This window comes from Caballeronia choica, from assembly GCF_001544535.1.
Classification (GTDB): domain Bacteria; phylum Pseudomonadota; class Gammaproteobacteria; order Burkholderiales; family Burkholderiaceae; genus Caballeronia; species Caballeronia choica.
This window is the reverse complement of the sequence record NZ_FCON02000004.1, coordinates 1-21,525: the sequence shown is the minus strand read 5'-3', so window position 1 is coordinate 21,525 and position 21,525 is coordinate 1. Positions and strand designations below refer to the sequence as shown.

Genomic DNA, 21,525 nt, shown 5'->3' with positions numbered 1-21,525 from the left:
GACGAAGTGGCATTGTACTTCGTGGGACGGGCGGGGCTTGGGGCCGTGCGGGCGGGGGTCATTCCCATGCCGCTACGCCGCCGTGCCGTGAACATGTGCCGCTGTGGTGCTGGCTGAAACTGTAGGTGCCGTCGCGACATTGCGCCGATGCGCCTTCCGGGATTTGTCCTGAGCGAGAGTGGGCCGGCGCGTGGACGGTTTGGCCGTCGCGGTTCACGTAGGTGTTGTGGTTGTCGAGGTCGGATTCGTCGGGGGTGCCTTGGTAATACGCGTGGGCCGATGTGCTTGAAAAGGCGATCAGTGCCGTGATCGTGAAATGAAGAATGCTGCGGAGTGGTGTGGGGTGGGGTTTCAGCACGGTTTTTTATTGGTGTGTTGTGTGGTTCTGCGCTTAATGGATTAAACGTCGAGCGCATCCGTTTGCCTCGCCTGGTTTCTGTTTTCGGACGTCTGCCAGCGCTAGCTTTTTCGCAGGCCCGAGTCTCTTGTTTTCACCAGCAATCCGAAATAAATCAGGCAATAAAAAAGCGAAGTGCCTTTATCAGGCACTCCGCTTATTCTGACAAGCAGCGACGACAGTTTTTAACGAATCACCCGTTAAACAAAAAATTCATCACATCCCCATCATGCACGACATATTCCTTCCCTTCCGCCCGCATTTTCCCCGCTTCCTTCGCGCCTTGCTCACCTTTGAACGCAATAAAATCATTAAACGCGATCGTCTGCGCGCGAATAAACCCGCGTTCAAAATCTGTATGAATCGCGCCCGCGGCCTGCGGCGCCGTGTCGCCGATATGAATCGTCCACGCGCGCACTTCCTTCACGCCCGCCGTGAAATAAGTCTGTAACCCAAGCAACTTGAAACCAGCCCGAATCACACGATTCAATCCCGGCTCTTCCATTCCGATATCCGCGAGAAACTCCAGCTTGTCGGCATCGTCGAGATCGGCGATTTCCGCTTCGATCGCCGCGCACACCGCGACGACCGGCGCATTCTCCGTTTCCGCGTGCTTCCTCACCGCGTCGAGATGCGGGTTGTTTTCGAAGCCGTTTTCCTTCACGTTCGCGACGTACATCGTCGGCTTCGACGTAATCAGGCAAAGCGGCTTGATGAGTGCGCGTTCGTCGTCGGAGAAATCGAGCGCACGGACCGGCTTCGCTTGCTCAAGCTGCGCTCGAATCTTGTCCAGCACAGCGACGAGCTTAGCCGCTTCCTTGTCGTTGCCCGATTTCGCGGCCTTCGAATAGCGCGTGAGCGCCTTTTCGACCGTCGTCAGGTCGGCGAGCGCGAGTTCGGTGTTGATGACTTCGATGTCGTCGAGCGGGTCAATCTTGTTCGCGACGTGGATCACGTTGTCGTCTTCGAAACAGCGCACGACGTGTGTGATCGCGTCGGTTTCGCGGATGTTCGCGAGGAACTGGTTGCCGAGCCCTTCGCCCTTGCTCGCGCCGGCGACGAGACCGGCGATATCGACGAATTCGACCACCGCCGGCAGGATGCGCTCCGGCTTGACGATGTCAGCCAGCTTCTGGAGCCGCGCATCCGGCACTTCGACCACGCCGACATTCGGCTCGATCGTGCAGAACGGATAGTTTTCGGCGGCAATCCCCGCCTTGGTCAGTGCATTGAAAAGAGTGGACTTGCCGACGTTAGGCAAGCCGACGATGCCGCATTGGAGGCTCATGGAATCCTTCGAACTGGTGAAACGGCGCTCGCCGCGTGGGTTTCGCTGATCGACACGCTGAGTGACACGCTCACGGCCGGCCAAAAGGCCGCAGCGGGCAGCGCGCAACGGTTGGCCACGTCGTGCGGCCGGGCAAACCGCTATTGTAACGCTGCGTCACGGGTTGATCCCGGCCCCGATCACGCCAAACCCCGCAGCTATAATGCCCGCATGACTTCCCATCCCCAGACTTTCCACGCGGTGGTCGTCGGCGGCGGGCTCGTCGGCAAGACGGCGGCGCTCGCGCTGACGCAATCCGGCCTGCGCACCGCGCTCGTCGCCGCGCCCGCCGCGCCGCTGCCGGCCAGCGCCATGTTCGACTCGCGGATCTACGCGCTGTCGTCGAGTTCGCAGGCGCTGCTGGAGCGGCTGCGCGTCTGGCAGGCGCTCGACCGCTCGCGTCTCGGCCCGGTCTTCGACATGCGCGTCTTCGGCGACTCCCACGCCGAACTCCATTTCTCGGCGTTCCAGGCATCGGTGCCGCAGCTCGCGTGGATCGTGGAATCGTCGCTGATCGAAACGTCGCTCGATGCCGCCCTGCGCTTCCAGCCGAACCTCTCGTGGTTCGACTCGCGCGCGCAAGGCATGGCCGTCCACGACGACGCCGCGCACGTCACGCTCGCGAGCGGCGAAACGCTCGAAGCTGACCTGATCGTCGGCGCGGACGGGGCGCATTCGTGGGTCCGCGCGCAAATGGGCTCGAAGGCGACCCGGCGCGACTATCGGCAGACGGGCGTCGTCGCGAACTTCAAGGCGCAAAAGCCGCACGGCGAGACCGCGTACCAGTGGTTCAGGGACACCGAGATCATCGCGCTCCTGCCGCTGCCGGACGATCACGTCTCGCTCGTGTGGTCGGCCCGCACCGAACACGCGGACGCGCTCCTGAAACTCGATCCGGCGCAACTCGCGGCGGAAGTCGAGACGGCGACGCAGAACCTGCTCGGCACGCTCGATTGCGTGACGCCGGCGCAGGGTTTTCCGCTCGCGCTGCAAACCGTCGACCGGCTGATTGCGCCGCGTGTGGCGCTCGTCGGCGATGCGGCGCATCTGATTCATCCGCTTGCGGGGCAGGGGATGAACCTCGGTTTGCGCGACGTCGCCGCGCTCGCCGACGTCATCGCGAACAAGGAAGCTTTCCGCGATCTCGGCGATCCGGTGCTGTTGCGCCGATACGAACGCGCGCGTCGCGAGGACATCCAGAAGCTCGTGGTCGCAACGGACGGCCTGCAAAAACTCTTCTCCGTACCCGGCACGCTCGCGCGGGCGGTGCGCAACACGGGCATGGCGCTCGTCGGCGCGCAGCCGCTCGTGAAGCGCTGGCTGGTGTCGGCGGCGCTCGGCTAATTACCCGGCGCGAGCGAAATCGCGTTCGCGCCAATCAGGACTCACAGCTGGACTTACAGCAGCACTCACGGGAATTCGCATGAAAATCACTCTCCGCTCCGCCGTCGTCGCTGCCGCCATGCTCGGCGCGATCTTTGGCATCGGCTGCTCGGCGCAGGCCGACCAGACCACCGACAAACTCAAGTCGACCCTGCAATCGCGCATGGGCGACGCGAACATCAAGAGCATCGAGAAGACGCCGATTCCGGGTCTCTACGAAGTGAACGTCGGCTCGCAGATCTTCTACAGCGACGCAACCGGCAACTACGTGCTGCTCGGCGACCTCGTCGATACGCGCACGCGCGCCAATCTGACCGACGCGCGTCTCGCGGAGACCAACAAGATCGACTTCGCGAAGCTGCCGTTCGAGAACGCTGTGAAGGTGGTGAAGGGGAACGGCAGCCGCAAGATCGCGGTGTTCTCCGACCCGAACTGCCCGTATTGCAAGCAACTCGAAACGACGCTCAAGGGCGTCGATAACGTGACCATCTACACGTTCCTGTACCCGGTGCTGTCGCCGGATTCGACCGCCAAGTCGAAGTCGATCTGGTGCGCGAAGGATCGCGCCGTCGCCTGGGAAAGCTGGATGCTCGACCACAAGACGCCCGTGCTCGCAAGTTGCGACACCGCCGCGATCGACAAGAACCTGACGCTCGGCCGTTCGATGAACGTCACCGGCACGCCGACCGTCTTCCTCGCCGATGGCCGCCGCCTGCCGGGCGCCGTGCCCGCGGACCGGCTGGAAAAGGAACTCTCGGCGGTGCGCTGAGTTCCGCGACACACTTTGAACGAGAGGCGCGCGAAGCGCCTCTTGTGGTTTCTGGCGGTCGGAATGCCCGGCGCGCCGGAAGCCTCGAACAAAAACAAGGACAGCACGATGAACCCGATCCAGTACACCATTGTTCCGAAGAATCCCGCCGCGCATCTGTTCGAAGTGACGCTGACCGTCGCCGAACCCGATTCCGCCGGGCAGCGTTTCATGCTGCCGGTGTGGATTCCCGGCAGCTACATGGTGCGCGAGTTCGCGCGCAACATCGTGACGCTTGCGGCGTTCAACGCGGCGGGTCGCAGGATCGCGATCGAGAAAATCGACAAGCACGCGTGGCAGGCCGCGCCGCATGACGGCCCGATCACGCTGCGCTACGAGGTGTACGGCTGGGACATGTCCGTGCGTGCCGCGCATCTCGACGACACCATCGGCTTCTTCAACGGCACGAGCGTGTTCCTGGCGGTCGAGGGCCAGGCGGATGCGCCGTGCGCCGTCGACATCCAGGCGCCGCAGGGCGCGGCGTACCGCAATTGGCGCGTCGCGACGGCGCTGCCGGAAGCGCGCGGCACGAAGCGCTACGGTTTCGGCGCGTATCGGGCGCAGAACTACGACGAGCTGATCGACCATCCGGTGACGCTCGGCGATTTCGCGCTCGGCAGCTTCAGCGCGCACGGCGTGAAGCACGACATCGTGATTTCGGGCCGCGTGACCGGGCTCGACATGAACCGGCTCGCGGCGGACCTGAAGCGCGTCTGCGAGACGCAGATCGCGCTCTTCGAGCCGCGCACGAAAAAGGCGCCGGTCGATCGCTATGTGTTCATGACGGTCGCCGTGAGCGACGGGTATGGCGGGCTGGAGCATCGCGCGTCGACGGCGCTGATCTGCAATCGCGGCGACCTGCCGGTGCTCGGCCGCGCGGAAATGACCGACGGTTATCGCACGTACCTCGGCCTGTGCAGCCACGAATATTTCCATACGTGGAACGTGAAGCGCATCAAGCCGGCGGCGTTCGCGCCGTACGATCTGTCGCAGGAGAATTACACGTCGCTGCTCTGGCTCTTCGAGGGCTTCACGTCCTACTACGACGACTTGATGCTCGTGCGCAGCGGCGTGATCAGCCCGAGCGACTACTTTTCGCTGATCGGCAAGACGATCGGCGGCGTGCTGCGCGGCAGCGGGCGGTTGAAGCAAACCGTCGCGGAAAGCTCATTCGACGCGTGGGTCAAGTACTACCGCGCCGACGAAAACGCGCCGAACGCGATCGTCAGCTATTACCAAAAGGGCTCGCTGATCGCGCTGGCGTTCGATCTGTCGATTCGCGCGCAAACCGCGAACCGCAAGTCGCTCGACGACGTGATGCGTTTGCTGTGGCAGCGCTACGGACGCGATTTCTACAACGGCAAGTCGCGGGGCATCGCGGAATCGGAAGTCGAGGCGCTGTTCGCCGAAGCGACGGGCGCGGACTTGCGCAAACTGTTCCGCGACGGCGTGCACGGCACGCGCGACCTGCCGCTCGACGCTCTGCTGGAGCCGTTCGGCGTCACCCTTTCCACCGATCTCGCGACGAACGGCACGGCCGGCAAGCCGTCGCTCGGCGTGCGGGTACGCGGCGGCGCGGATTGCGTGTTGGCGGTCGTGCACGAGGGCGGCGCGGCGCAGAAGGCGGGTTTGTCGGCGGGCGACGTGCTGATCGCGATCGACGGCCTGCGCGTCACCGGCGCGAATCTCGACGGCCTGCTCGCGCGCTATCTGCCGGGCGCAAAGGTGGAAGTGCACGCGTTCCGCCGCGACGAGCTGCGGCGCGCGGAGGTGAAACTCGACGCGCCGGAAGTCACGCGCTACACGTTGGCCGCTGCCGATGGCCGCGGCCCGGCGAAACAATGGCGCGAGCGCTGGCTGAGAGGCTGAGCAGCCGAACCTCCAGCCATCGCGAAAGGCGGATTGTTCTACCCATGCAACAATCCGTCACGAGTGCACAGCTTGTTCCGGTCGTCCGAAAAACGAAGAATGCATCCTGTCCGAGCGCTAACGGCGCCCGAAACCCAAACGAAGGAACAGGAGCCATCATGACGACCATTCTGCAAATCAATTCCGCTGCCCGCTCGCAAGGCGCCCAATCGACGCTGCTCGCCGACGAACTCACCGCCAAGCTGCAACAAGCGAATCCGGGCGCGAAGACGGTAGTGCGCAACCTGCTCGCCGACAACCTGCCGCACCTCGACGACGCCACGCTCGGCGCCTTCTTCACGCCCGCCGAACAGCGCACCGCCGTACAAGCCGCGGTCAATACGAAGAGCGAAGCGCTGATCGCCGAACTGCAAGCCGCCGACGTCGTCGTGATCGCCGCGCCGATGTACAACTTCGGCATCTCGTCGCAATTGAAGACGTACTTCGACTGGATCGCGCGCGCCGGAATCACGTTCCAGTACACCGCGAACGGTCCGGAAGGCCTGGTCAAGGGCAAGAAGGTGTTCGTCGTGACGGCGCGTGGTGGCAAGTACCAAGGCACGCCGCACGATTCGCAGACGCCGTACCTGACGTCGTTCCTCGGCTTCCTCGGCATGACCGACGTGAACTTCATCTACGCCGAAGGCCTGAACATGGGCCCGGACGTGGCAGGCGCCGCACTGGCCGCCGCTCGTGAAGCGATCGCCGCGGTTTAAATCGCAGGCAACCGCCTCAGTTTGAAAAAAGCCCGCCGGGTCTTCGGACCTCGGCGGGCTTTTTTACTTTTTACGTCAGGCGAGCAATTGCGGATCGCCGGGCAAACGCCAGTCGATCGGCTTTCGGCCGTGATTTTCCAGATACGCGTTCGCCAGCGCGAAATGCCCGCAGCCGAGAAACCCGCGATGCGCCGACAACGGCGACGGATGCGGCGCTTCGAGCACGTAGTGGGACTTGCCCGCGTCGGCGATCAGCGCGCGCTTTGCCTGCGCGTGCGCGCCCCACAGCATGAAGACGAGGCCGTCGTGGCGCGTCGCGAGTTGGTGGATCAGCGTGTCGGTGCATTGCTCCCAGCCGCGCTTCGCGTGGCTGCCGGCCTTGTCGCGCTCGACCGTCAGCGACGTGTTCAAGAGCAGCACGCCTTGTTTCGCCCACGAATCGAGGCAGCCATGCTTCGGCGCTTCGAATCCGAGGCTCGCGTTGATTTCCTTGAAGATATTGCGCAGCGACGGCGGCGGCCGCACCGGCGACGGTACCGAAAACGCCAGTCCATGCGCCTGCGGTGCGCCCCGATCCTCGCCGTGATACGGGTCCTGGCCGAGAATCACGACCTTCACGTCGTCGGGGCTCGTCAGGCGCAGCGCGCGGAACACGTCGGCGGGATAAACGGTCTTGCCGGCCGCCCGCTCCGCATCGACGAAAGCGCACAGCGCCTCGTAATGCCCGCTTTCGATGAACGGCTTCAAGTGCCTGCGCCAGTCCGGCGGCAACGCGTCGAACTGGCTTTCCAGCGTCGCAGTGGTTTGCGGTACGTCGAAGAGAGACGCCTGGTTCATCTGATCGTGCCCATCGAGTCGTTCTGGGTTGTCCTATTGCGCCGCGCGCAGGCGATAGCCGCGCTGGGCCTTGCTGATGTCGTCCGGTTCAAGATCGGGAAACGCGCCGCGCAGTTCGGCGGAAAGCGTCGAGAGGGCGCTTTCGTCCCCCGATTTCAATTCGAGCTCGACTTCGCTGATCGTCGCCTTCCGCTTGTCTCCATCGACCTCCGCGCTCACTTCGCCGAGATCGAGCGCCGCCTCGATCTTTGCGCCGTCGTGCTCGATGTTCCAGAAGACGCGCGCGAAATCCGTGCGAAACAGGGCGATCAGGTCCGCCGCCGCATTTTTAAGCGCACGGCGCGCGTCTTCGTCGCCGCAGGCCGTGAGCATCGCGTCGATGTCGAGCTTGTCGCCCGCTACCGGCATTTCCCACTCGAACCGGCTGTGCAAGCCGGCCGTCGATTGCCCGACCGTCTTGTACGTCTGGAGCCACTGGTCCGGCGTGCGGCGCAGGCGCAGCGCGCTTTTTGCCTTCGCGAGCTGCAAGTCGGGCGTGTCGAAATAGACGTTCGCCAGCGCGATCGTCGTGCCGTCGCGGCCGGTGCGCTGGGTGAAGAAGCGCGCGACGTCGTCGTGTTGCGTGGCCGGCAGCGCCAGCTTGATCTCGCGTTCGATACTCAAAATGACCGTCCGGAACCGTTAGAAGAACATGCGGGCGAGTTCCACGCCCGGGTCGTCGGCGCGCATGAACGCCTCGCCGACGAGGAACGTGTGCACGTCCATCGCGCGCAGCCGGTCGACGTCGACGCGGCACATGATGCCCGACTCCGTCACGACGATGCGGTCGTCGGGAATCGCTTCGAGCATGCCGATGGTCGTTTCGATCGACGTCTCGAAGGTGCGCAGATTGCGATTGTTGACGCCGATGAGCGGTGTCTTCAGCGTGAGCGACTGGTGCAATTCCTCGTTGTCGTGCACTTCGACGAGCACCGCCAGCCCGAGCGAATGCGCGTAGGCTTCGAGATCCTGCATCTGCGACAACTCCAGCGCCGCGGCGATCAGCAGGATGCAGTCGGCGCCCATCGCGCGGGCTTCGAGAATCTGGTACGGATCGATGATGAAATCCTTGCGCAGCACCGGCAGGCTGCACGCGGCGCGCGCTTCCTCGAGATACGCGACGCTGCCCTGGAAGAACTGCACGTCGGTCAGCACGGAAAGACACGCGGCGCCGCCTTTCTCATACGAGCGCGCGATATCGGCCGGGACGAAGTGCTCGCGCAACACGCCCTTCGACGGGCTCGCCTTCTTCACTTCCGCGATGATCGCGGGCTTCCCCTCCGCGTGCTTCGCGCGCAACGCGCCGACGAAATCGCGATGGTCGCGCGTGCTCGCTTCGAGGCGCAGTTCCTCGAGCGGCGCGCTTTGCTCGGCGGCGCGAATTTCTTCGCGTTTGACCGCGATGATGCGGTCGAGAATGTCGCTCATGGTCTGAATCCTGTTATTTCCTGAATTGCTGCGTGAAGCGCACGAGTTCATCGACTTTCTCGCGCGCGGCGCCGCTCGCGATCGCCTCGCGCGCAACCTGCATGCCGTCCGCGATCGATTCGACGAGGTCCGCCGCATACAGCGCCGTGCCCGCGTTCAGCGTGACGATCTCGCGCGCCACGCCCTGCTTGTTGTTCAGTGCGCCGAGCAGCATCGTCTTCGATTCCTGCGCGTCTTCCACCTTCAGCGTCCGGTTCGACACCATCTGCAAGCCGAAATCCTCCGGATGAATCTCGTACTCGTGCACCTCGCCGTGCCGCAATTCGCCGACTTTCGTCGCGGCGCCCAGCGACACTTCGTCCATGCCGTCCTTGCCGTAGACAACCAGCACATGCTTCGCGCCGAGGCGCTGCATCACGCGCACCTGAATGCCGACCAGGTCCTCGTGGAACACGCCCTGCAACTGGTTCGGCGCGCCCGCCGGATTGGTGAGCGGGCCGAGGATGTTGAAGATCGTCCGCACGCCGAGTTCCCGGCGCACCGGCGCGATGTTCTTCATCGCCGGATGGTGGTTTGGCGCGAACATGAAGCCCATGCCCGTTTCGGCAATCGACGCCGCCACTTGTTCCGGCGTCAGATCGATGTTCACGCCGAGCGCTTCCAGCACGTCCGCGCTGCCCGACTTGCTCGACACGCCGCGATTGCCGTGCTTCGCGACCTTGGCGCCCGCCGCGGCGGCGACGAACATCGTCGCGGTGGAGATGTTGAAGGTGTGCGAGCCGTCGCCGCCCGTGCCGACGATATCGACGAAATTCGAGTTGTCCTCGACTTCCACATGATTCGCGAATTCGCGCATCACCGTCGCGGCCGCCGCGATCTCGCCGATGGTTTCCTTCTTCACGCGCAAGCCGGTAATGATCGCGGCGGCCATGACGGGCGACATCTCGCCGCGCATGATCATGCGCATCAGATGCAGCATCTCGTCGTGGAAAATCTCGCGATGCTCGATCGTGCGTTGCAGCGCTTCCTGCGGAGTAATGGTCATGTCGGACTCGCCCCTCGTCTTGTTCGATTGGCTGTTCACGCGCGCTTGCCTTGCGCCGGGCTTTTCACGAAGTTCTCGAGCAACGCGTGGCCGTGCTCGGACAAAATCGATTCGGGATGGAACTGCACGCCCTCGACGGCCAGTTCCTTGTGGCGCACGCCCATGATTTCGCCGTCGGGCGTCCACGCCGATACTTCCAGGCAATCCGGCAGCGATTCGCGCTCGATCGCGAGCGAGTGGTAGCGCGTCACCTTGAAGTGCTTCGGCAGGTCGGCGAACACGCCCTTGCAGTCGGTTTCGATTTCGCTCACCTTGCCGTGCATGATGGTTTGCGCGCGCACGACGCGCCCGCCGAACGCTTCGCCGATCGCCTGATGGCCGAGGCAGACGCCGAGAATCGGCAGCTTGCCGGAGAATTCGCGCAGCACGTCGAGCGTGATGCCCGCGTGCTGCGGGTTGCTCGGCCCCGGCGACAGGCAGATGCGCTCGGGGTTCAGCTTCGCAATGCCGTCGAGGGTGATTTCGTCGTTGCGGTAGGTCTGCACGTCTTCGCCGAGTTCGCCGAAGTACTGGACCAGGTTATAGGTGAACGAGTCGTAGTTGTCGATCATCAGCAGCATGGTCTGTCTCCGTCAGAAGTCGCTATCGAGGCCGTCTTGCACTTGCTCGGCGGCGCGCAGCACGGCGCGCGCCTTGTTCTCGGTCTCTTGCCATTCGGATTCGGGCACCGAATCCGCGACGATGCCAGCCGCCGCCTGCACATACAGGTTGCCCTTGTGGATCAGGCCAGTGCGGATCGCGATCGCAAGATCCATTTCGCCCGTGAACGACAGATAACCGACAGCACCGCCGTACAGGCCGCGCTTCACGGGCTCCAGCTCGTCGATCAGTTCCATCGCCCGCACTTTCGGCGCGCCCGACAACGTGCCGGCGGGGAAAGTCGCGCGCAACACGTCGTAGTTGGTCATGCCGGGCTTCAGTTTGCCCTCCACCGAACTGACGATGTGCTGAACGTGTGAGTACTTCTCGATCGTCATCTTGTCCGTCACCAGGACCGAACCCGTCTGCGCGATGCGCCCGACGTCGTTGCGCGCGAGGTCGATCAGCATCACATGCTCGGCGATTTCCTTCGGGTCGTTCAGCAGTTCGGTGGCGAGTTCGGCGTCGCGCTCGGGTGTGTTGCCGCGCGGACGCGTGCCGGCGAGCGGCCGAATCGTCACGATGTGATCGTCGGCGCGCTGTTCCTGGCGCACGAGGATCTCCGGCGACGCCCCGACGACGTGAAACTCGCCGCCGAAGTTGTAGTAATACATATAGGGCGACGGGTTCAGCGAGCGCAGCGCACGATACAGCGAAAGCGGATTGTCGCGGAACGGCTTGATGAGGCGCTGCCCGACTTGCACCTGCATCAGTTCGCCGGCCGCGATGTATTCCTTGGCCTTGCGCACGGCGTTCAGGTAGTCCTCTTTCTTGAACTCGCGAAACGTCTCGGTGCGCACGCTCGGCGACGTCACCGGCGGCTGAACCGTTGCGCGCAGGCGCGAGCGCAAATCCCGCAGGCGCTGCTTTGCTTTCGTGTAGGCCTCGGGCGCGGACGGATCGGCGTAGACGATCAGATAAAGCTTGCCGGCGAGGTTATCGATGACCGCGACTTCCTCGGTCAGCAGCAACTGGATGTCGGGCAGGCCGAGATCGTCGGGCGGCGCGGTGTGGGCGAGCTTCTTCTCGATGTAGCGCACCGCGTCATAGCCGAAATAGCCGGCGAGGCCGCCGCAAAAACGCGGCAAGCCGGGACGTTGCGCCACTTTGAAGCGCTTCTGGAATTGCTCGATGAACGCGAGCGGATCGCCTTCGTCCGTCTCGGTCACCTTGCCGTCGCGGACGACTTCGGTCACGCCGTTCTGCGCGCGGACCATCGTGCGCGCCGGCAGTCCGATGAACGAGTAGCGCCCGAAGCGCTCCCCGCCGACCACCGATTCCAGCAGGAACGAGTTCGCGCCGTTGCGTTCGGCCTGCGCGAGTTTCAGATAGAGCGAGAGCGGCGTTTCAAGGTCGGCGAGCGCTTCGGCGATGAGCGGAATGCGATTGAAGCCTTCGTTCGCCAGCGATTGGAATTCGAGTTCGGTCATGTTTCGATCCTTTACGTGTCGCGCGTTTTCGATTTATACGCGGCATCGGGCACAAACTGGGCGCTGCGGGAGGTTTTTTCCGCGCGTCGGCAATCTCGCGTAGGACGCATGCATCGGCTGTCGCGTTGCGGGCGCGATGCGTCATTCGGACGACGCGCGGCGCCACACAAACGCCCGACATGGCGAATGATGCGACTCAAGTAGCCATCGGGCAAAGCTCGATGGTCAGGCAAATCAGCGGGATCGGCGCGCGGGATGCGCAGCGAAACAAAAAACGGATGCTGAAGTGGAAGCTTCAGCGTACCTCAGGCGAGGTTAGCGCGACCAGCGACGCCAGGGCCAGGCTCCCCGGTCGATGCTGCTCAGACTCCGTTTTTTGTTCAGAAACATGAGGATGGACTATTCAGTCGGTGTAGGTGTGGGCGGCGCCAGCGTTGCGGCTATCGCCTGTGCTGCGGCATGCAGCGAGGAAACTATACCATCGGATTTTACCGTTTGCACAGCCTTGCCGTGGTTGTAGCCGTAAGGCACGGTAAGCGTCGCCATGCCGGCGGCGCGGCCGGCGAGCGCGTCGTTCTCCGAGTCGCCGACGGCAACGGTTTCGCGCGGAAGCACGTCGAGCCGCTCGCACGCGGTCAGCATCGGCAGCGGATCGGGCTTCTTTTGCGCGAGCGAATCGCCGCCGAGCACCACCTTGAAGTAGCCGACGAGGCCAAAGTGGGTCAGCAATTCGACCGCGAACCGATGCGGCTTGTTGGTCACGCACGCGAGCGCGATGCCGAGTTCGCGCATGGCTTCGAGCCCTTCCTTCACCTGCGGGAAGAGCGTCGAGTGGCGGCCGTTGATCTTCGCGTATTCGCTCTGGTAGATGGCGAGCGCGTCGTCGAACTGCGCGGCGGCCTGCGACGGCGAGAAGCGCACGGCGAGCACGCTGCGGATCAGATTCTCCGAACCCTTGCCGACGTAGCCGATCACTTCGTCGCGCACGGTCGGCTTCGCGCCGATGCGCGCGAGCATGGCGTTCAGGGCCGCGACGAAGTCGTCGGCGGTGTCGACCATCGTGCCGTCGAGATCGATGATGGCGGCGCGAATCGGCTTGTTGGTGAAGGCGGGCTTGGCCGCGGCGATTTCGCTCATTTCTGCGCTCCGGCTTTCGCGAGTTCAGCCCGCATTTCGTCGATGACCTTGCGATAGTCGCCCTTGCCGAAAATCGCCGAGCCCGCCACGAACGTATCCGCGCCGGCCGCCGCGATTTCCGCGATGTTGTCCACCTTCACGCCGCCGTCGACTTCAAGATGAATCTCGCGGCCAGTGCGCTCACGGTAAGCGTCGATGCGCGAGCGTGCTTCGCGCAGCTTGTTGAGCGCCTCGGGAATGAACGACTGCCCGCCGAAGCCCGGATTCACCGACATGATCAACACCAGGTCGACGCGATCCATGACGTGATCGAGATAGTTGAGCGGCGTGGCCGGGTTGAACACGAGCCCGGCCTTGCAGCCGTGGTCGCGGATCAACGACAGCGTGCGGTCGATGTGATCCGAACCTTCCGGGTGAAAGCTGATCCCATTGGCGCCGGCTTTCGCGAAGTCCGGAACGATCCGGTCGACCGGGCGCACCATCAGGTGCACGTCGATCGGCACATCGACGTGCGGGCGGATCGCCTCGCACACCACCGGTCCGATGGTCAGGTTCGGCACGTAATGGTTGTCCATCACGTCGAAGTGGATCCAGTCGGCGCCTGCCGCGACGACGTTGCGGACTTCCTCGCCGAGCCTGGAGAAGTCGGCGGACAGGATGCTGGGAGCGATGCGAAATTGCGTCATGGCGTGGGCCGGTAGCATGCGAAAGGCGCTATTTTACCGCGCTGCGGCGCATCGGGCGGTCAGCCGAATGGCTAATCGAGCGGCCAGATGAGCGGACGTTCCGTGTTGCGGCCACCGGCTGCATCAAGCAGAATGCGTCACCAAGGGGCGCGAGTTGTGTTTGCAGGCTCGTGTCAGGCGCCCGCATTGAATTGTTGAATTGGAAAAACGATGAGCCAGTATGAATTCAGCGTATCGGTGCAGACGCGCTACCTGCCCGAACAGTCCGACCCGGACAGCCGCCAGTACGCGTTCGCCTACACGCTCACGATCCGCAATACCGGCGAGGTGACGGCGCAACTGATCGCGCGCCACTGGATCATCACAGACAGCGATCAGCACGTGCAGGAAGTGAAGGGCCTGGGCGTAGTCGGGCACCAGCCGCTCCTGCCGCCCGGCGAGCAGTTCGAGTACACGAGCTGGGCCGTGATCGCGACGCCCGTCGGCACGATGCGCGGCGAGTATTTCTGCGTGGCGGAAGACGGCGAGCGCTTCGAGGCGCCGGTCGCGGAATTCGCGCTGCACATGCCGCGCACGCTGCATTGAGCGGGCGTCAGCGGCCTTTTGCCGAGTCGTTGGCGCGGTTTTTCTTCTTGCCCGACGCCGTCCACGCGACGATAAAGACCAGCAGGAACAGCGCTGCGAGCGACTCGAGCGCGAAAATCAGCATTGGATATTCGTCGAACAGATCAGACATGGCGGTTCTCATCAAGAACGAACATTGTATGCGTTTCATGCGGCCGGCCGCAGGAGTGGCGGCGTGGGCGATTTCGATTGCAACAGCGGTCATGCTCGCGTCCTGTGGCGGAGGCGGGGCGTACAACGCGGGAAGCGGGGCGTCGTCCAAAGGTGCGCCGATCGTCACCGGGCAGCGCGCCGCGACGCGCCTGACGGCGGTGAGCTGGCAGCAGGTGCCTGGCTGGCAGGATGACTCGCTGATCGGCGCGACGGCCGCGCTGCGGCAGAATTGCAGCCGCGTCGCACAGCAGGCGACGTGGCGCAAGGCGTGCGCGGCGGCCCAGCGTCTCGACGATCTCGACATGGCCGCAGCCCGCGATTTCTTCGAAACCTATTTCACGCCGTTCCAGCTCGCCAATACCGACGGCACGCTCGATGGCCTCGTGACCGGCTACTACGAGCCGCTGCTGCGCGGCGCGCGCACGCGTCACGGGCCGTATCAATACGCGCTGTATCGATGGCCGTACCGCTACAAGCAGGGTTCGGCGCTACCGCCGCGCGCGCAGCTGGAAAGTTCGGGCGTTCTCAACGGCAACGAACTCGTCTGGGTCGACGATCCGATCGAGGCGTTTTTCCTGCAGGTGCAGGGATCGGGTCGCGTCGTGATGGAAGATGGCAGCGTGATGCGGGTCGGTTTCGGCGGGACGAACAACCAGCCGTACAAGTCGATCGGCCGCGAATTGCTCGATCGCCGCGAACTGACGCCGGCGCAGGCGACGATGCAGGGCATCAAGGCGTGGGCCAAGGCGAATCCGACGCGCGTCGATGCATTGCTCGACGTGAATCCGCGTTTCGTGTTCTTCCGCGAGACGCCATCGAACGACGTGTTCGCGAACGACCTGGGCGACGGACCCGTCGGCGCGCTTGGCGTACCGCTAACGCCCGAACGTTCGATCGCGGTCGACCCTTCGGCGATTCCGCTCGGCACGCCAGTGTTCCTGCAAACGACCCGCCCGTTGAGCAATTCGCCGATGAACCGTCTGGTGTTCGCACAGGACACGGGAAGCGCGATCAAGGGCGGCGTGCGCGCCGATTATTTCTGGGGCCTCGGCGATGACGCCGGAGACCTCGCGGGCCGCATGAAGCAGGGCGGCCGGATGTGGCTTTTGCTGCCCAATTCGTAATGCGTAATGCGGTCACGCGCGGTTTTGGAAAACCGCGCGTGACCGGCCGCTGCAGTTCATGCGAGATTCCTGCGGTCCACCACCCGCCGCGCCTTCCCCACCGACCGCTCGATCCCGTTCACAGCCAGCACGTTCACCACCGCGCTTACGCCGATCAGCGCCTTGATGTCATAGGCGAGCGCACCTTTCGCGCTTTCGAGCGCGGCCAGATCGGGCGCCGATTCCGGACACGGCTCGACATTCAGCGTCATCACGTCGAGCGGCCCTTCCTTCGTCAACACGATCTGATAATGCGGCGCGAGCACGTGGCGTTTCAGCAGCAGTTCCTCGATCTGCGTCGGAAACACGTTGACGCCGCGAATGATCATCATGTCGTCCGAGCGGCCGGTGATCTTTTCCATTCGTCGCATCGTGCGCGCCGTGCCGGGCAAGAGCCGCGTGAGATCGCGCGTGCGATAGCGGATGATCGGCAGCGCTTCCTTGGTCAGCGACGTGAATACCAGCTCGCCGAGTTCCCCGTCCGGCAGGAGTTCGCCCGTCACCGGATCGATGATTTCCGGATAGAAGTGGTCTTCCCAGACCGTCGGGCCGTCCTTCGTTTCCGCGCATTCCGATGCGACGCCCGGGCCGATCACCTCGGACAGCCCATAGATGTCGACGGCGTCGATGCCCATGCGCTTTTCGATCGCCGAGCGCATGTCATTCGTCCACGGCTCCGCGCCGAAGATGCCGATACGCAGCGACGAACTCGCCGGGTCGATGCCCTGGCGCTCCATTTCGTCAGCGATCGACAGCATGTAGCTCGGCGTGACCATGATGATGTCCGGCCGGAAATCCTGGATCAACTGGACCTGCTTTTCAGTTTGTCCGCCGCCGAACGGAATCACGGTCAGGCCGGCCCGCTCCGCGCCATAGTGCGCGCCGAGGCCGCCGGTGAAGAGGCCGTAGCCGTAGCTGATATGCACCTTGTCGCCGCGCCGGGCGCCCGCCGCGCGGATCGAACGGGCGACGAGATTCGCCCAGGTGTCGATGTCCTTCGCCGTATAGCCGACGACAGTCGGCTTGCCCGTCGTCCCCGACGACGCGTGAATGCGCGAAACCTGCTCCTGCGGCACCGCGAACATGCCGAACGGATAGTTGTCGCGCAGGTCTTGCTTGGTCGTGAACGGGAACCGCGCGAGATCGGCGAGCGATTTCACGTCGTCCGGATGCACGCCGGCCTCGTCGAACTTGCGCCGGTACACGGGCGAGTTCTGGTAAGCATGGTTGAGCGACCATTTCAGGCGCTCGAGTTGCAGCGCCATGAGTTCGTCGCGGCTCGCCTTTTCAATCGGCTCGAGCGACAGCGGGGTGGTCATCGAATGTCTCCTTCATGTCTGTATGTGTCACGGAAGCTCTGCGTTGGCGTCCGTCGATGTCGACGCGTTCAATCAAACGGAATCAGCCGGGAATCACCGTGCCTTTGATCTGTGCGGACTTGCCGCGAAACATCGCGACGGTTTCGCCTTCGCGATTGGTCACGCGAATGTCGTAGATGCCGGTGCGGCCGCTTAGCGTCTGCTCGATTCCCTCCGCCGTCAGGCAGTCGCCGCCTTTGACGGGGCGCAGGAATTCGATGGAACAGCCGGCCGCGACCGTGCTGATGTTGTACGAGTTGCAGGCAAACGCGAACGTCGAATCGGCGAGCGTGAAGATGAGCCCGCCGTGGCAGATATCGTGGCCGTTCAGGAAATCGGGGCGCACGTTCATCCGCAAGCGGGCATATCCCGGGCGCACTTCGAGGAGTTCGATGCCGAGCGCACGGGTGCAGGCGTCGGCTTCGAACATTGCATGAGCGGTTGCTTCGGCGAGTTGTTGCGGCGTCACAGGTGTCCTCCGGTGATTCACAGGCCTTCGAAGCGCGGCGCGCGCTTTTCCTTGAACGCGGCGACGCCCTCCGCATAGTCGTACGATGCGCCAAGGTCGCGTTGCCAGTCGCGTTCGAGATCGAGTTGCTGGTCGAGCGTGTTGTTCGCGCTTGCGCGGATCGCGTGCTTGATTGCGGCCACCGCGCTGGCCGGCTGCTGCGCGAGTTGGGCCGCGAGTTGCGCCGCTGCCTGCTGCAATTCGTGATCGTCGACGACTCGCCAGACGATGCCCCACGCCTCGGCCTTCTCCGCGCTCAGCTTCTCGCCCGTGAGCGCCAGCCCGAGCGCGCGTGCTTCGCCCACGCGTCTTGGCAGGAGCCACGTTCCGCCCGAATCCGGGACCAGGCCGATCTTCACGAATGCCTGAATGAAGCTTGCCGAGCGACCCGCGATCACCAGGTCGCACGCCATCGCCAGGTTTGCGCCGGCGCCCGCGGCCGTGCCGTTGACCGCGGCGATGACCGGCAGCGACATCGCCTGCAGGCGCCGGACGAGCGGGTTGAAATGCTCGTCGATCAGGTCGCCCAGGTCGGTCATCGAATCGGGCGTGAAGTCGAGGTCCGCCAGATCCTGGCCGGCGCAAAAGCCGCGTCCAGCGCCGGTGATGACGAGCGCGCGGGCGTTGCTCGCTTCGATTTCGGTGAGCGCGTGGGCCAACTCGCCGTGCATCGCGCGGGTGAAGCTGTTGAGCTTGTCCGGCCGGTTGAGCGTCAGCGTCGCGACTCGCGAGTCGCCGTCGATGTGATACAGAACTGATTTTTCGGACATGGTGTCTCCTCCAGCCTCCGAACCTGACATGCAAGCGCCAACGTCGATACTAGCCGCGACGTCTGGCGCTTTCCATTCGGCCTGATGGAATAGGCCGTTTGAACCGACTGATTGAGCCTACCGACGCCTAGGCCGTTTGGCCGACTTCCGCAGGCACGGCCTTCGGTGCAACATGCACTCTGCTCTGGACGACGCGGAAGCGGTTCGCGACGAATGCGGCGTCGGCGAGCGCGGCGTTCGCGGCCGGGTTGGCGCCGGTGCCATGAAAGTCGGAGAACGCGGCCGACTGGTTGATGAACACACCGCCCGTCAGGTTGATCGACAACGCCACGCCGCCGCGGATCGCCGCTTCGTGCGCGGCGTCGATGATCGCGTCATCGGTGCTGTAGACGGAAAGCGTGAGCGCGCCGTGCTCGGCGGCGATCGATCCGGCAAGTTCCAGCGATTGCGCCGTGGAATCTGTCGCGATGACGAACGAGATCGGCCCGAACCATTCCTTCGTGAACTTGGTCGAGTCCGTGCGGGCGTCGAGCTTGAGCACCAGCGGCGAGCGTACGCGGGCGTCGGCGAATGCGGGATGCGTGAGCGTCTGGCTGTCGACCAGCACTTCGCCGAGCTTGCGCGCTTCGTCGATGCGCTGGATCACGCCGTCGTTCTGGATCGCGCCGGTGAGTTCGACTGCGCGAGCCGGATCGGAGACGAGTTTTTCGACCGCGCTCGCGAGCGCCTTCGCGACCTCGTCGAACCCGAGCTGACCGTCGCTCGTGCGAATGCCGTCACGCGGCACGTAGATGTTCTGCGGCGCGGTGCACATCTGCCCCGAGTACAACGCGAGCGAAAACGCGATGTTGCGCGCGACTGCTTTCAGATCGTCGACGGAATCGATCACGATCTGGTTGACGCCGGCCTTTTCGGTATAGACCTGCGCCTGATGAGCATTGCGCTCGAGCCAGGTGCCGTTTTGCGTACTGCCGGTGAAGTCGATCAGCTTGATCTCCGGACGCAAGGCAAGCTCCTGGACGAGCGGGCCGTCATTCGGCTCGGTCGCGAGCAGGGTCACGACGTTCGGATCGAAGCCGGCTTCGCGCAAGACATCGCGCGCGATGCGCACGGTGATTGCCAGCGGAAGGATTGCGCCCGGATGCGGCTTGACGATGACCGCGTTGCCCGTCGCGAGATCGGCGAAAAGGCCGGGATAGCCGTTCCAGGTCGGGAACGTGCAGCAGCCGAGGACAAGTCCCGTGCCGCGCGGAACCACCGTGAAGCGCTTTTGCATCGCGAGCGGCGGGTTCTTGCCTTGCGGCTTTTCCCAGTGCGCTTCAGCGGGAATCCGGCGCAGCTGGTCCCACGCGTAGACGACGGCTTCCAGAGCGCGGTCCTGCGCGTGCGGACCGCCTGCCTGAAACGACATCATGAATGCCTGACCGGTCGTATGCATCACGCTGTAGCCGATCTCGAAACTCGCGCGATTCAGGCGGGACAGAATTTCGAGACTCACGCCGACCCACGCCTTGGGACCGGCCGCGCGCCAGCTTTTCTGCGCGGCGGCGGAAGCGGCGAGGAGCGCGTCGGGATCGGCCTTCGGATAGCGAATGCCGAGCGCGATGCCGAACGGAGACTGCTCGCTGCCGACGGTATCGCCCGTCGACGGCTGGTCCAGTTCGAACGTGCGGTTCAAGTGGCGCTTGAACGCCGCTTCGCCTTCCGCGTTGGCTGTTTCCCCGTACACTTTGGGGCTCGGCATTTCGGCGAACGGGCTCCAGTAGCCGCGTGTTTCAATGGCTGCGAGCGCCTTGTCTAGCGTCGCTTCGTGCTTCGTGAAGAGCGGATGTGTCATGGTGGCAAGGAAAGGTAAACGTGGGAAAAGGCGGGGCGATTAATTAACCGACCGACCGGTTGGGCGATGTTAGCATTATTGAGATGCGTGCGAGAAGCAATTTCGCGGCAGACCGAACGTGAACATTGATAGGAGGAATGGATGGCGTACGAGAATATTTTGACCGATGTGCGTGGACGCGTCGGCGTTATCACCTTGAACCGTCCGAAGGCGCTCAACGCGCTGAACGACGCCCTGATGGACGAACTCGGCGCCGCGCTGAAGCACTTCGACGCGGACGACGACATCGGCGCGATCGTCCTGACCGGCAGCGAGAAGGCGTTTGCGGCGGGCGCGGACATCGGCATGATGGCCGGCTACACCTATATGGACGTGTACAAGGGTGACTACATTACGCGCAACTGGGAAGCCATCCGTTCGATTCGCAAGCCGATCATTGCTGCGGTCGCGGGCTTTGCGCTCGGCGGAGGTTGCGAACTCGCGATGATGTGCGACATCATCATCGCCGCCGATACCGCCAAGTTCGGGCAACCCGAGATCAAGCTCGGCGTTATCCCGGGTGCAGGCGGCACGCAGCGGTTGCCACGCGCGGTATCGAAGGCGAAGGCCATGGACCTGTGTCTGACCGCGCGTTTCATGAAGGCCGACGAAGCGGAGCGCGCGGGTCTGGTCTCGCGCGTCGCTCCCGCCGACCGGTTCCTCGAGGAAGCCGTCGACGCCGCAACGGTCATCGCCAGTTTCTCGTTGCCTGCCGTGATGATGGCGAAGGAGGCGGTCAATCGTGCCTATGAAACGACGCTCGCCGAGGGCGTTCATTTCGAGCGTCGACTATTCCACTCGCTCTTCGCGACCGAAGATCAAAAGGAAGGAATGGCCGCGTTCGTGGAGAAGCGAAACCCAGTATTCAAGCATCGTTAAATTTCCTTCAAAAAGCGCTTGCGGAACGTCTGCGAGGGCACTAGAATTCCGTTCCTTCGCTGCTCGGTGAGCGGTGAAGGAAGCGGGAAGAAGTCGGGCGCGTAAGCCGGAAAGCCTTGTAGGACGGGCCTCTTGGCGGAATCGGCAAGTTGAGTGGCTTAAAAAACTTGTTGACGAATCGCGAAACGTTGTTCATAATCTCGTTTCTCTGCTGCTGATGCAGCGACGCAAAACGGAAGCGCCCCGGTGCTTCGGCGACTGACAGGTTCAGGCGGGTTTTGCGAATGTTCTTTAAAAACTAACAGCCGATAAGTGTGGGCGCTTGATGGTGACGCGCACCGGGGTTTTCGGACC

General features: G+C 63.7%; 23 protein-coding genes. 7 read left to right on the top strand and 16 right to left on the bottom strand.

Going from position 1 to position 21,525, the window contains the following annotated elements; translation table 11 throughout:
• Positions 1-58: 58 nt before the first annotated feature.
• Both AWB68_RS02750 and ychF read right to left on the bottom strand, forming a co-directional pair.
• Positions 59-310, bottom strand: a complete 252-nt coding sequence (locus AWB68_RS02750) for a DUF3761 domain-containing protein (protein ID WP_235028182.1) — start codon at positions 308-310, stop codon at positions 59-61.
• Between the two features lie 280 nt (positions 311-590).
• Positions 591-1,685: a redox-regulated ATPase YchF gene (ychF, locus tag AWB68_RS02745; protein ID WP_087642828.1), complete on the bottom strand. Its 1,095-nt coding sequence runs from the start codon at positions 1,683-1,685 to the stop codon at positions 591-593.
• 210 nt (positions 1,686-1,895) lie between these two features.
• On the opposite strand from ychF, the gene AWB68_RS02740 reads away from it, so the two are divergent.
• From AWB68_RS02740 to AWB68_RS02725, 4 genes are all read left to right on the top strand, one after another.
• Complete coding sequence (locus tag AWB68_RS02740) at positions 1,896-3,068, top strand: UbiH/UbiF family hydroxylase (protein WP_087642827.1); 1,173 nt, start codon at positions 1,896-1,898, stop codon at positions 3,066-3,068.
• Between the two features lie 79 nt (positions 3,069-3,147).
• A complete protein-coding gene (locus AWB68_RS02735) occupies positions 3,148-3,876 on the top strand; it encodes a DsbC family protein (protein WP_087642826.1) in 729 nt (242 codons plus the stop codon).
• Positions 3,877-3,984: 108 nt separating this feature from the next.
• Positions 3,985-5,784 carry a M61 family metallopeptidase gene (locus AWB68_RS02730; protein WP_087642932.1) on the top strand — a complete coding sequence of 600 codons (1,800 nt, stop codon included), beginning with the start codon at positions 3,985-3,987 and terminating at the stop codon, positions 5,782-5,784.
• A 158-nt stretch (positions 5,785-5,942) separates the two neighbouring features.
• Positions 5,943-6,539 carry an FMN-dependent NADH-azoreductase gene (locus AWB68_RS02725; RefSeq protein WP_087642825.1) on the top strand — a complete coding sequence of 199 codons (597 nt, stop codon included), beginning with the start codon at positions 5,943-5,945 and terminating at the stop codon, positions 6,537-6,539.
• A gap of 75 nt (positions 6,540-6,614) precedes the next feature.
• Here AWB68_RS02725 and AWB68_RS02720 read toward each other — a convergent pair whose 3' ends face one another.
• From AWB68_RS02720 to rpe, 8 genes are all read right to left on the bottom strand, one after another.
• Entirely contained in the window at positions 6,615-7,376 is a 762-nt protein-coding gene (locus AWB68_RS02720) for a uracil-DNA glycosylase (protein WP_087642824.1), read from the bottom strand.
• Between the two features lie 33 nt (positions 7,377-7,409).
• Entirely contained in the window at positions 7,410-8,039 is a 630-nt protein-coding gene (locus tag AWB68_RS02715) for a CYTH domain-containing protein (protein WP_087642823.1), read from the bottom strand.
• 18 nt (positions 8,040-8,057) lie between these two features.
• The gene (trpC, locus tag AWB68_RS02710; RefSeq protein WP_087642822.1) at positions 8,058-8,843 is read right to left on the bottom strand and encodes an indole-3-glycerol phosphate synthase TrpC; all 786 of its coding nucleotides are present in this window, start codon (positions 8,841-8,843) and stop codon (positions 8,058-8,060) included.
• 13 nt (positions 8,844-8,856) lie between these two features.
• Positions 8,857-9,888: an anthranilate phosphoribosyltransferase gene (gene trpD / locus AWB68_RS02705; RefSeq protein ID WP_087642931.1), complete on the bottom strand. Its 1,032-nt coding sequence runs from the start codon at positions 9,886-9,888 to the stop codon at positions 8,857-8,859.
• Positions 9,889-9,923: 35 nt separating this feature from the next.
• Positions 9,924-10,508, bottom strand: a complete 585-nt coding sequence (locus tag AWB68_RS02700) for an aminodeoxychorismate/anthranilate synthase component II (protein WP_087642821.1) — start codon at positions 10,506-10,508, stop codon at positions 9,924-9,926.
• 12 nt (positions 10,509-10,520) lie between these two features.
• Positions 10,521-12,017, bottom strand: coding sequence for an anthranilate synthase component I (gene trpE / locus AWB68_RS02695; protein ID WP_087642820.1), 1,497 nt, complete (start codon positions 12,015-12,017; stop codon positions 10,521-10,523).
• Between the two features lie 399 nt (positions 12,018-12,416).
• The gene (locus AWB68_RS02690; protein ID WP_087642819.1) at positions 12,417-13,154 is read right to left on the bottom strand and encodes a phosphoglycolate phosphatase; all 738 of its coding nucleotides are present in this window, start codon (positions 13,152-13,154) and stop codon (positions 12,417-12,419) included.
• Positions 13,151-13,840, bottom strand: a complete 690-nt coding sequence (gene rpe / locus AWB68_RS02685) for a ribulose-phosphate 3-epimerase (protein WP_087642818.1) — start codon at positions 13,838-13,840, stop codon at positions 13,151-13,153. The genes AWB68_RS02690 and rpe overlap by 4 nt, the downstream gene beginning before the upstream one ends.
• Before the next feature lie 210 nt (positions 13,841-14,050).
• Between rpe and apaG the strand changes: the two genes are divergently transcribed.
• A complete protein-coding gene (gene apaG / locus AWB68_RS02680) occupies positions 14,051-14,425 on the top strand; it encodes a Co2+/Mg2+ efflux facilitator ApaG/CorD (protein ID WP_087642817.1) in 375 nt (124 codons plus the stop codon).
• Between the two features lie 7 nt (positions 14,426-14,432).
• On the opposite strand, the gene AWB68_RS49240 is transcribed toward apaG, so the two are convergent.
• Entirely contained in the window at positions 14,433-14,669 is a 237-nt protein-coding gene (locus AWB68_RS49240; protein WP_235028186.1) for a hypothetical protein, read from the bottom strand.
• Between AWB68_RS49240 and mltA the strand changes: the two genes are divergently transcribed.
• The gene (mltA, locus tag AWB68_RS02675) at positions 14,575-15,741 is read left to right on the top strand and encodes a murein transglycosylase A (RefSeq protein ID WP_087642816.1); all 1,167 of its coding nucleotides are present in this window, start codon (positions 14,575-14,577) and stop codon (positions 15,739-15,741) included. The two genes, AWB68_RS49240 and mltA, sit on opposite strands and share 95 nt — an antisense overlap.
• A gap of 56 nt (positions 15,742-15,797) precedes the next feature.
• Here the strand turns inward: mltA and paaK are convergent, their stop codons facing one another.
• From paaK to paaN, 4 genes are all read right to left on the bottom strand, one after another.
• The gene (gene paaK / locus AWB68_RS02670) at positions 15,798-17,099 is read right to left on the bottom strand and encodes a phenylacetate--CoA ligase PaaK (protein ID WP_087642815.1); all 1,302 of its coding nucleotides are present in this window, start codon (positions 17,097-17,099) and stop codon (positions 15,798-15,800) included.
• 82 nt (positions 17,100-17,181) lie between these two features.
• A complete protein-coding gene (paaI, locus tag AWB68_RS02665) occupies positions 17,182-17,568 on the bottom strand; it encodes a hydroxyphenylacetyl-CoA thioesterase PaaI (protein ID WP_235028181.1) in 387 nt (128 codons plus the stop codon).
• A 56-nt stretch (positions 17,569-17,624) separates the two neighbouring features.
• Positions 17,625-18,416, bottom strand: coding sequence for a 2-(1,2-epoxy-1,2-dihydrophenyl)acetyl-CoA isomerase PaaG (gene paaG, locus AWB68_RS02660; RefSeq protein WP_087642813.1), 792 nt, complete (start codon positions 18,414-18,416; stop codon positions 17,625-17,627).
• 127 nt (positions 18,417-18,543) lie between these two features.
• On the bottom strand, positions 18,544-20,253 hold the full coding sequence (gene paaN, locus AWB68_RS02655) for a phenylacetic acid degradation protein PaaN (RefSeq protein ID WP_087642812.1): 1,710 nt from the start codon (positions 20,251-20,253) through the stop codon (positions 18,544-18,546).
• Positions 20,254-20,394: 141 nt separating this feature from the next.
• Here paaN and AWB68_RS02650 point away from each other — a divergent pair, with 141 nt between their 5' ends.
• Positions 20,395-21,171, top strand: a complete 777-nt coding sequence (locus AWB68_RS02650; protein WP_087642811.1) for an enoyl-CoA hydratase — start codon at positions 20,395-20,397, stop codon at positions 21,169-21,171.
• A 158-nt stretch (positions 21,172-21,329) separates the two neighbouring features.
• Here AWB68_RS02650 and AWB68_RS49235 read toward each other — a convergent pair.
• Positions 21,330-21,525 (bottom strand): hypothetical protein (locus AWB68_RS49235; protein WP_235028176.1); only part of this gene is annotated, 196 nt, incomplete at its 5' end.

What these genes read in the sequence shown, in the direction of transcription:
- ychF (WP_087642828.1), bottom strand. Translation starts at nt 1,685, where the DNA reads ATGAGCCTCCAATGCGGCATCGTCGGCTTGCCTAACGTCGGCAAGTCC.
- AWB68_RS02740 (WP_087642827.1), top strand. Translation starts at nt 1,896, where the DNA reads ATGACTTCCCATCCCCAGACTTTCCACGCGGTGGTCGTCGGCGGCGGG.
- AWB68_RS02735 (WP_087642826.1), top strand. Translation starts at nt 3,148, where the DNA reads ATGAAAATCACTCTCCGCTCCGCCGTCGTCGCTGCCGCCATGCTCGGC.
- AWB68_RS02730 (WP_087642932.1), top strand. Translation starts at nt 3,985, where the DNA reads ATGAACCCGATCCAGTACACCATTGTTCCGAAGAATCCCGCCGCGCAT.
- AWB68_RS02725 (WP_087642825.1), top strand. Translation starts at nt 5,943, where the DNA reads ATGACGACCATTCTGCAAATCAATTCCGCTGCCCGCTCGCAAGGCGCC.
- AWB68_RS02720 (WP_087642824.1), bottom strand. Translation starts at nt 7,376, where the DNA reads ATGAACCAGGCGTCTCTCTTCGACGTACCGCAAACCACTGCGACGCTG.
- trpC (WP_087642822.1), bottom strand. Translation starts at nt 8,843, where the DNA reads ATGAGCGACATTCTCGACCGCATCATCGCGGTCAAACGCGAAGAAATT.
- trpD (WP_087642931.1), bottom strand. Translation starts at nt 9,888, where the DNA reads ATGACCATTACTCCGCAGGAAGCGCTGCAACGCACGATCGAGCATCGC.
- AWB68_RS02700 (WP_087642821.1), bottom strand. Translation starts at nt 10,508, where the DNA reads ATGCTGCTGATGATCGACAACTACGACTCGTTCACCTATAACCTGGTC.
- trpE (WP_087642820.1), bottom strand. Translation starts at nt 12,017, where the DNA reads ATGACCGAACTCGAATTCCAATCGCTGGCGAACGAAGGCTTCAATCGC.
- AWB68_RS02690 (WP_087642819.1), bottom strand. Translation starts at nt 13,154, where the DNA reads ATGAGCGAAATCGCCGCGGCCAAGCCCGCCTTCACCAACAAGCCGATT.
- rpe (WP_087642818.1), bottom strand. Translation starts at nt 13,840, where the DNA reads ATGACGCAATTTCGCATCGCTCCCAGCATCCTGTCCGCCGACTTCTCC.
- apaG (WP_087642817.1), top strand. Translation starts at nt 14,051, where the DNA reads ATGAGCCAGTATGAATTCAGCGTATCGGTGCAGACGCGCTACCTGCCC.
- mltA (WP_087642816.1), top strand. Translation starts at nt 14,575, where the DNA reads ATGGCGGTTCTCATCAAGAACGAACATTGTATGCGTTTCATGCGGCCG.
- AWB68_RS49240 (WP_235028186.1), bottom strand. Translation starts at nt 14,669, where the DNA reads ATGACCGCTGTTGCAATCGAAATCGCCCACGCCGCCACTCCTGCGGCC.
- paaK (WP_087642815.1), bottom strand. Translation starts at nt 17,099, where the DNA reads ATGACCACCCCGCTGTCGCTCGAGCCGATTGAAAAGGCGAGCCGCGAC.
- paaI (WP_235028181.1), bottom strand. Translation starts at nt 17,568, where the DNA reads ATGTTCGAAGCCGACGCCTGCACCCGTGCGCTCGGCATCGAACTCCTC.
- paaG (WP_087642813.1), bottom strand. Translation starts at nt 18,416, where the DNA reads ATGTCCGAAAAATCAGTTCTGTATCACATCGACGGCGACTCGCGAGTC.
- paaN (WP_087642812.1), bottom strand. Translation starts at nt 20,253, where the DNA reads ATGACACATCCGCTCTTCACGAAGCACGAAGCGACGCTAGACAAGGCG.
- AWB68_RS02650 (WP_087642811.1), top strand. Translation starts at nt 20,395, where the DNA reads ATGGCGTACGAGAATATTTTGACCGATGTGCGTGGACGCGTCGGCGTT.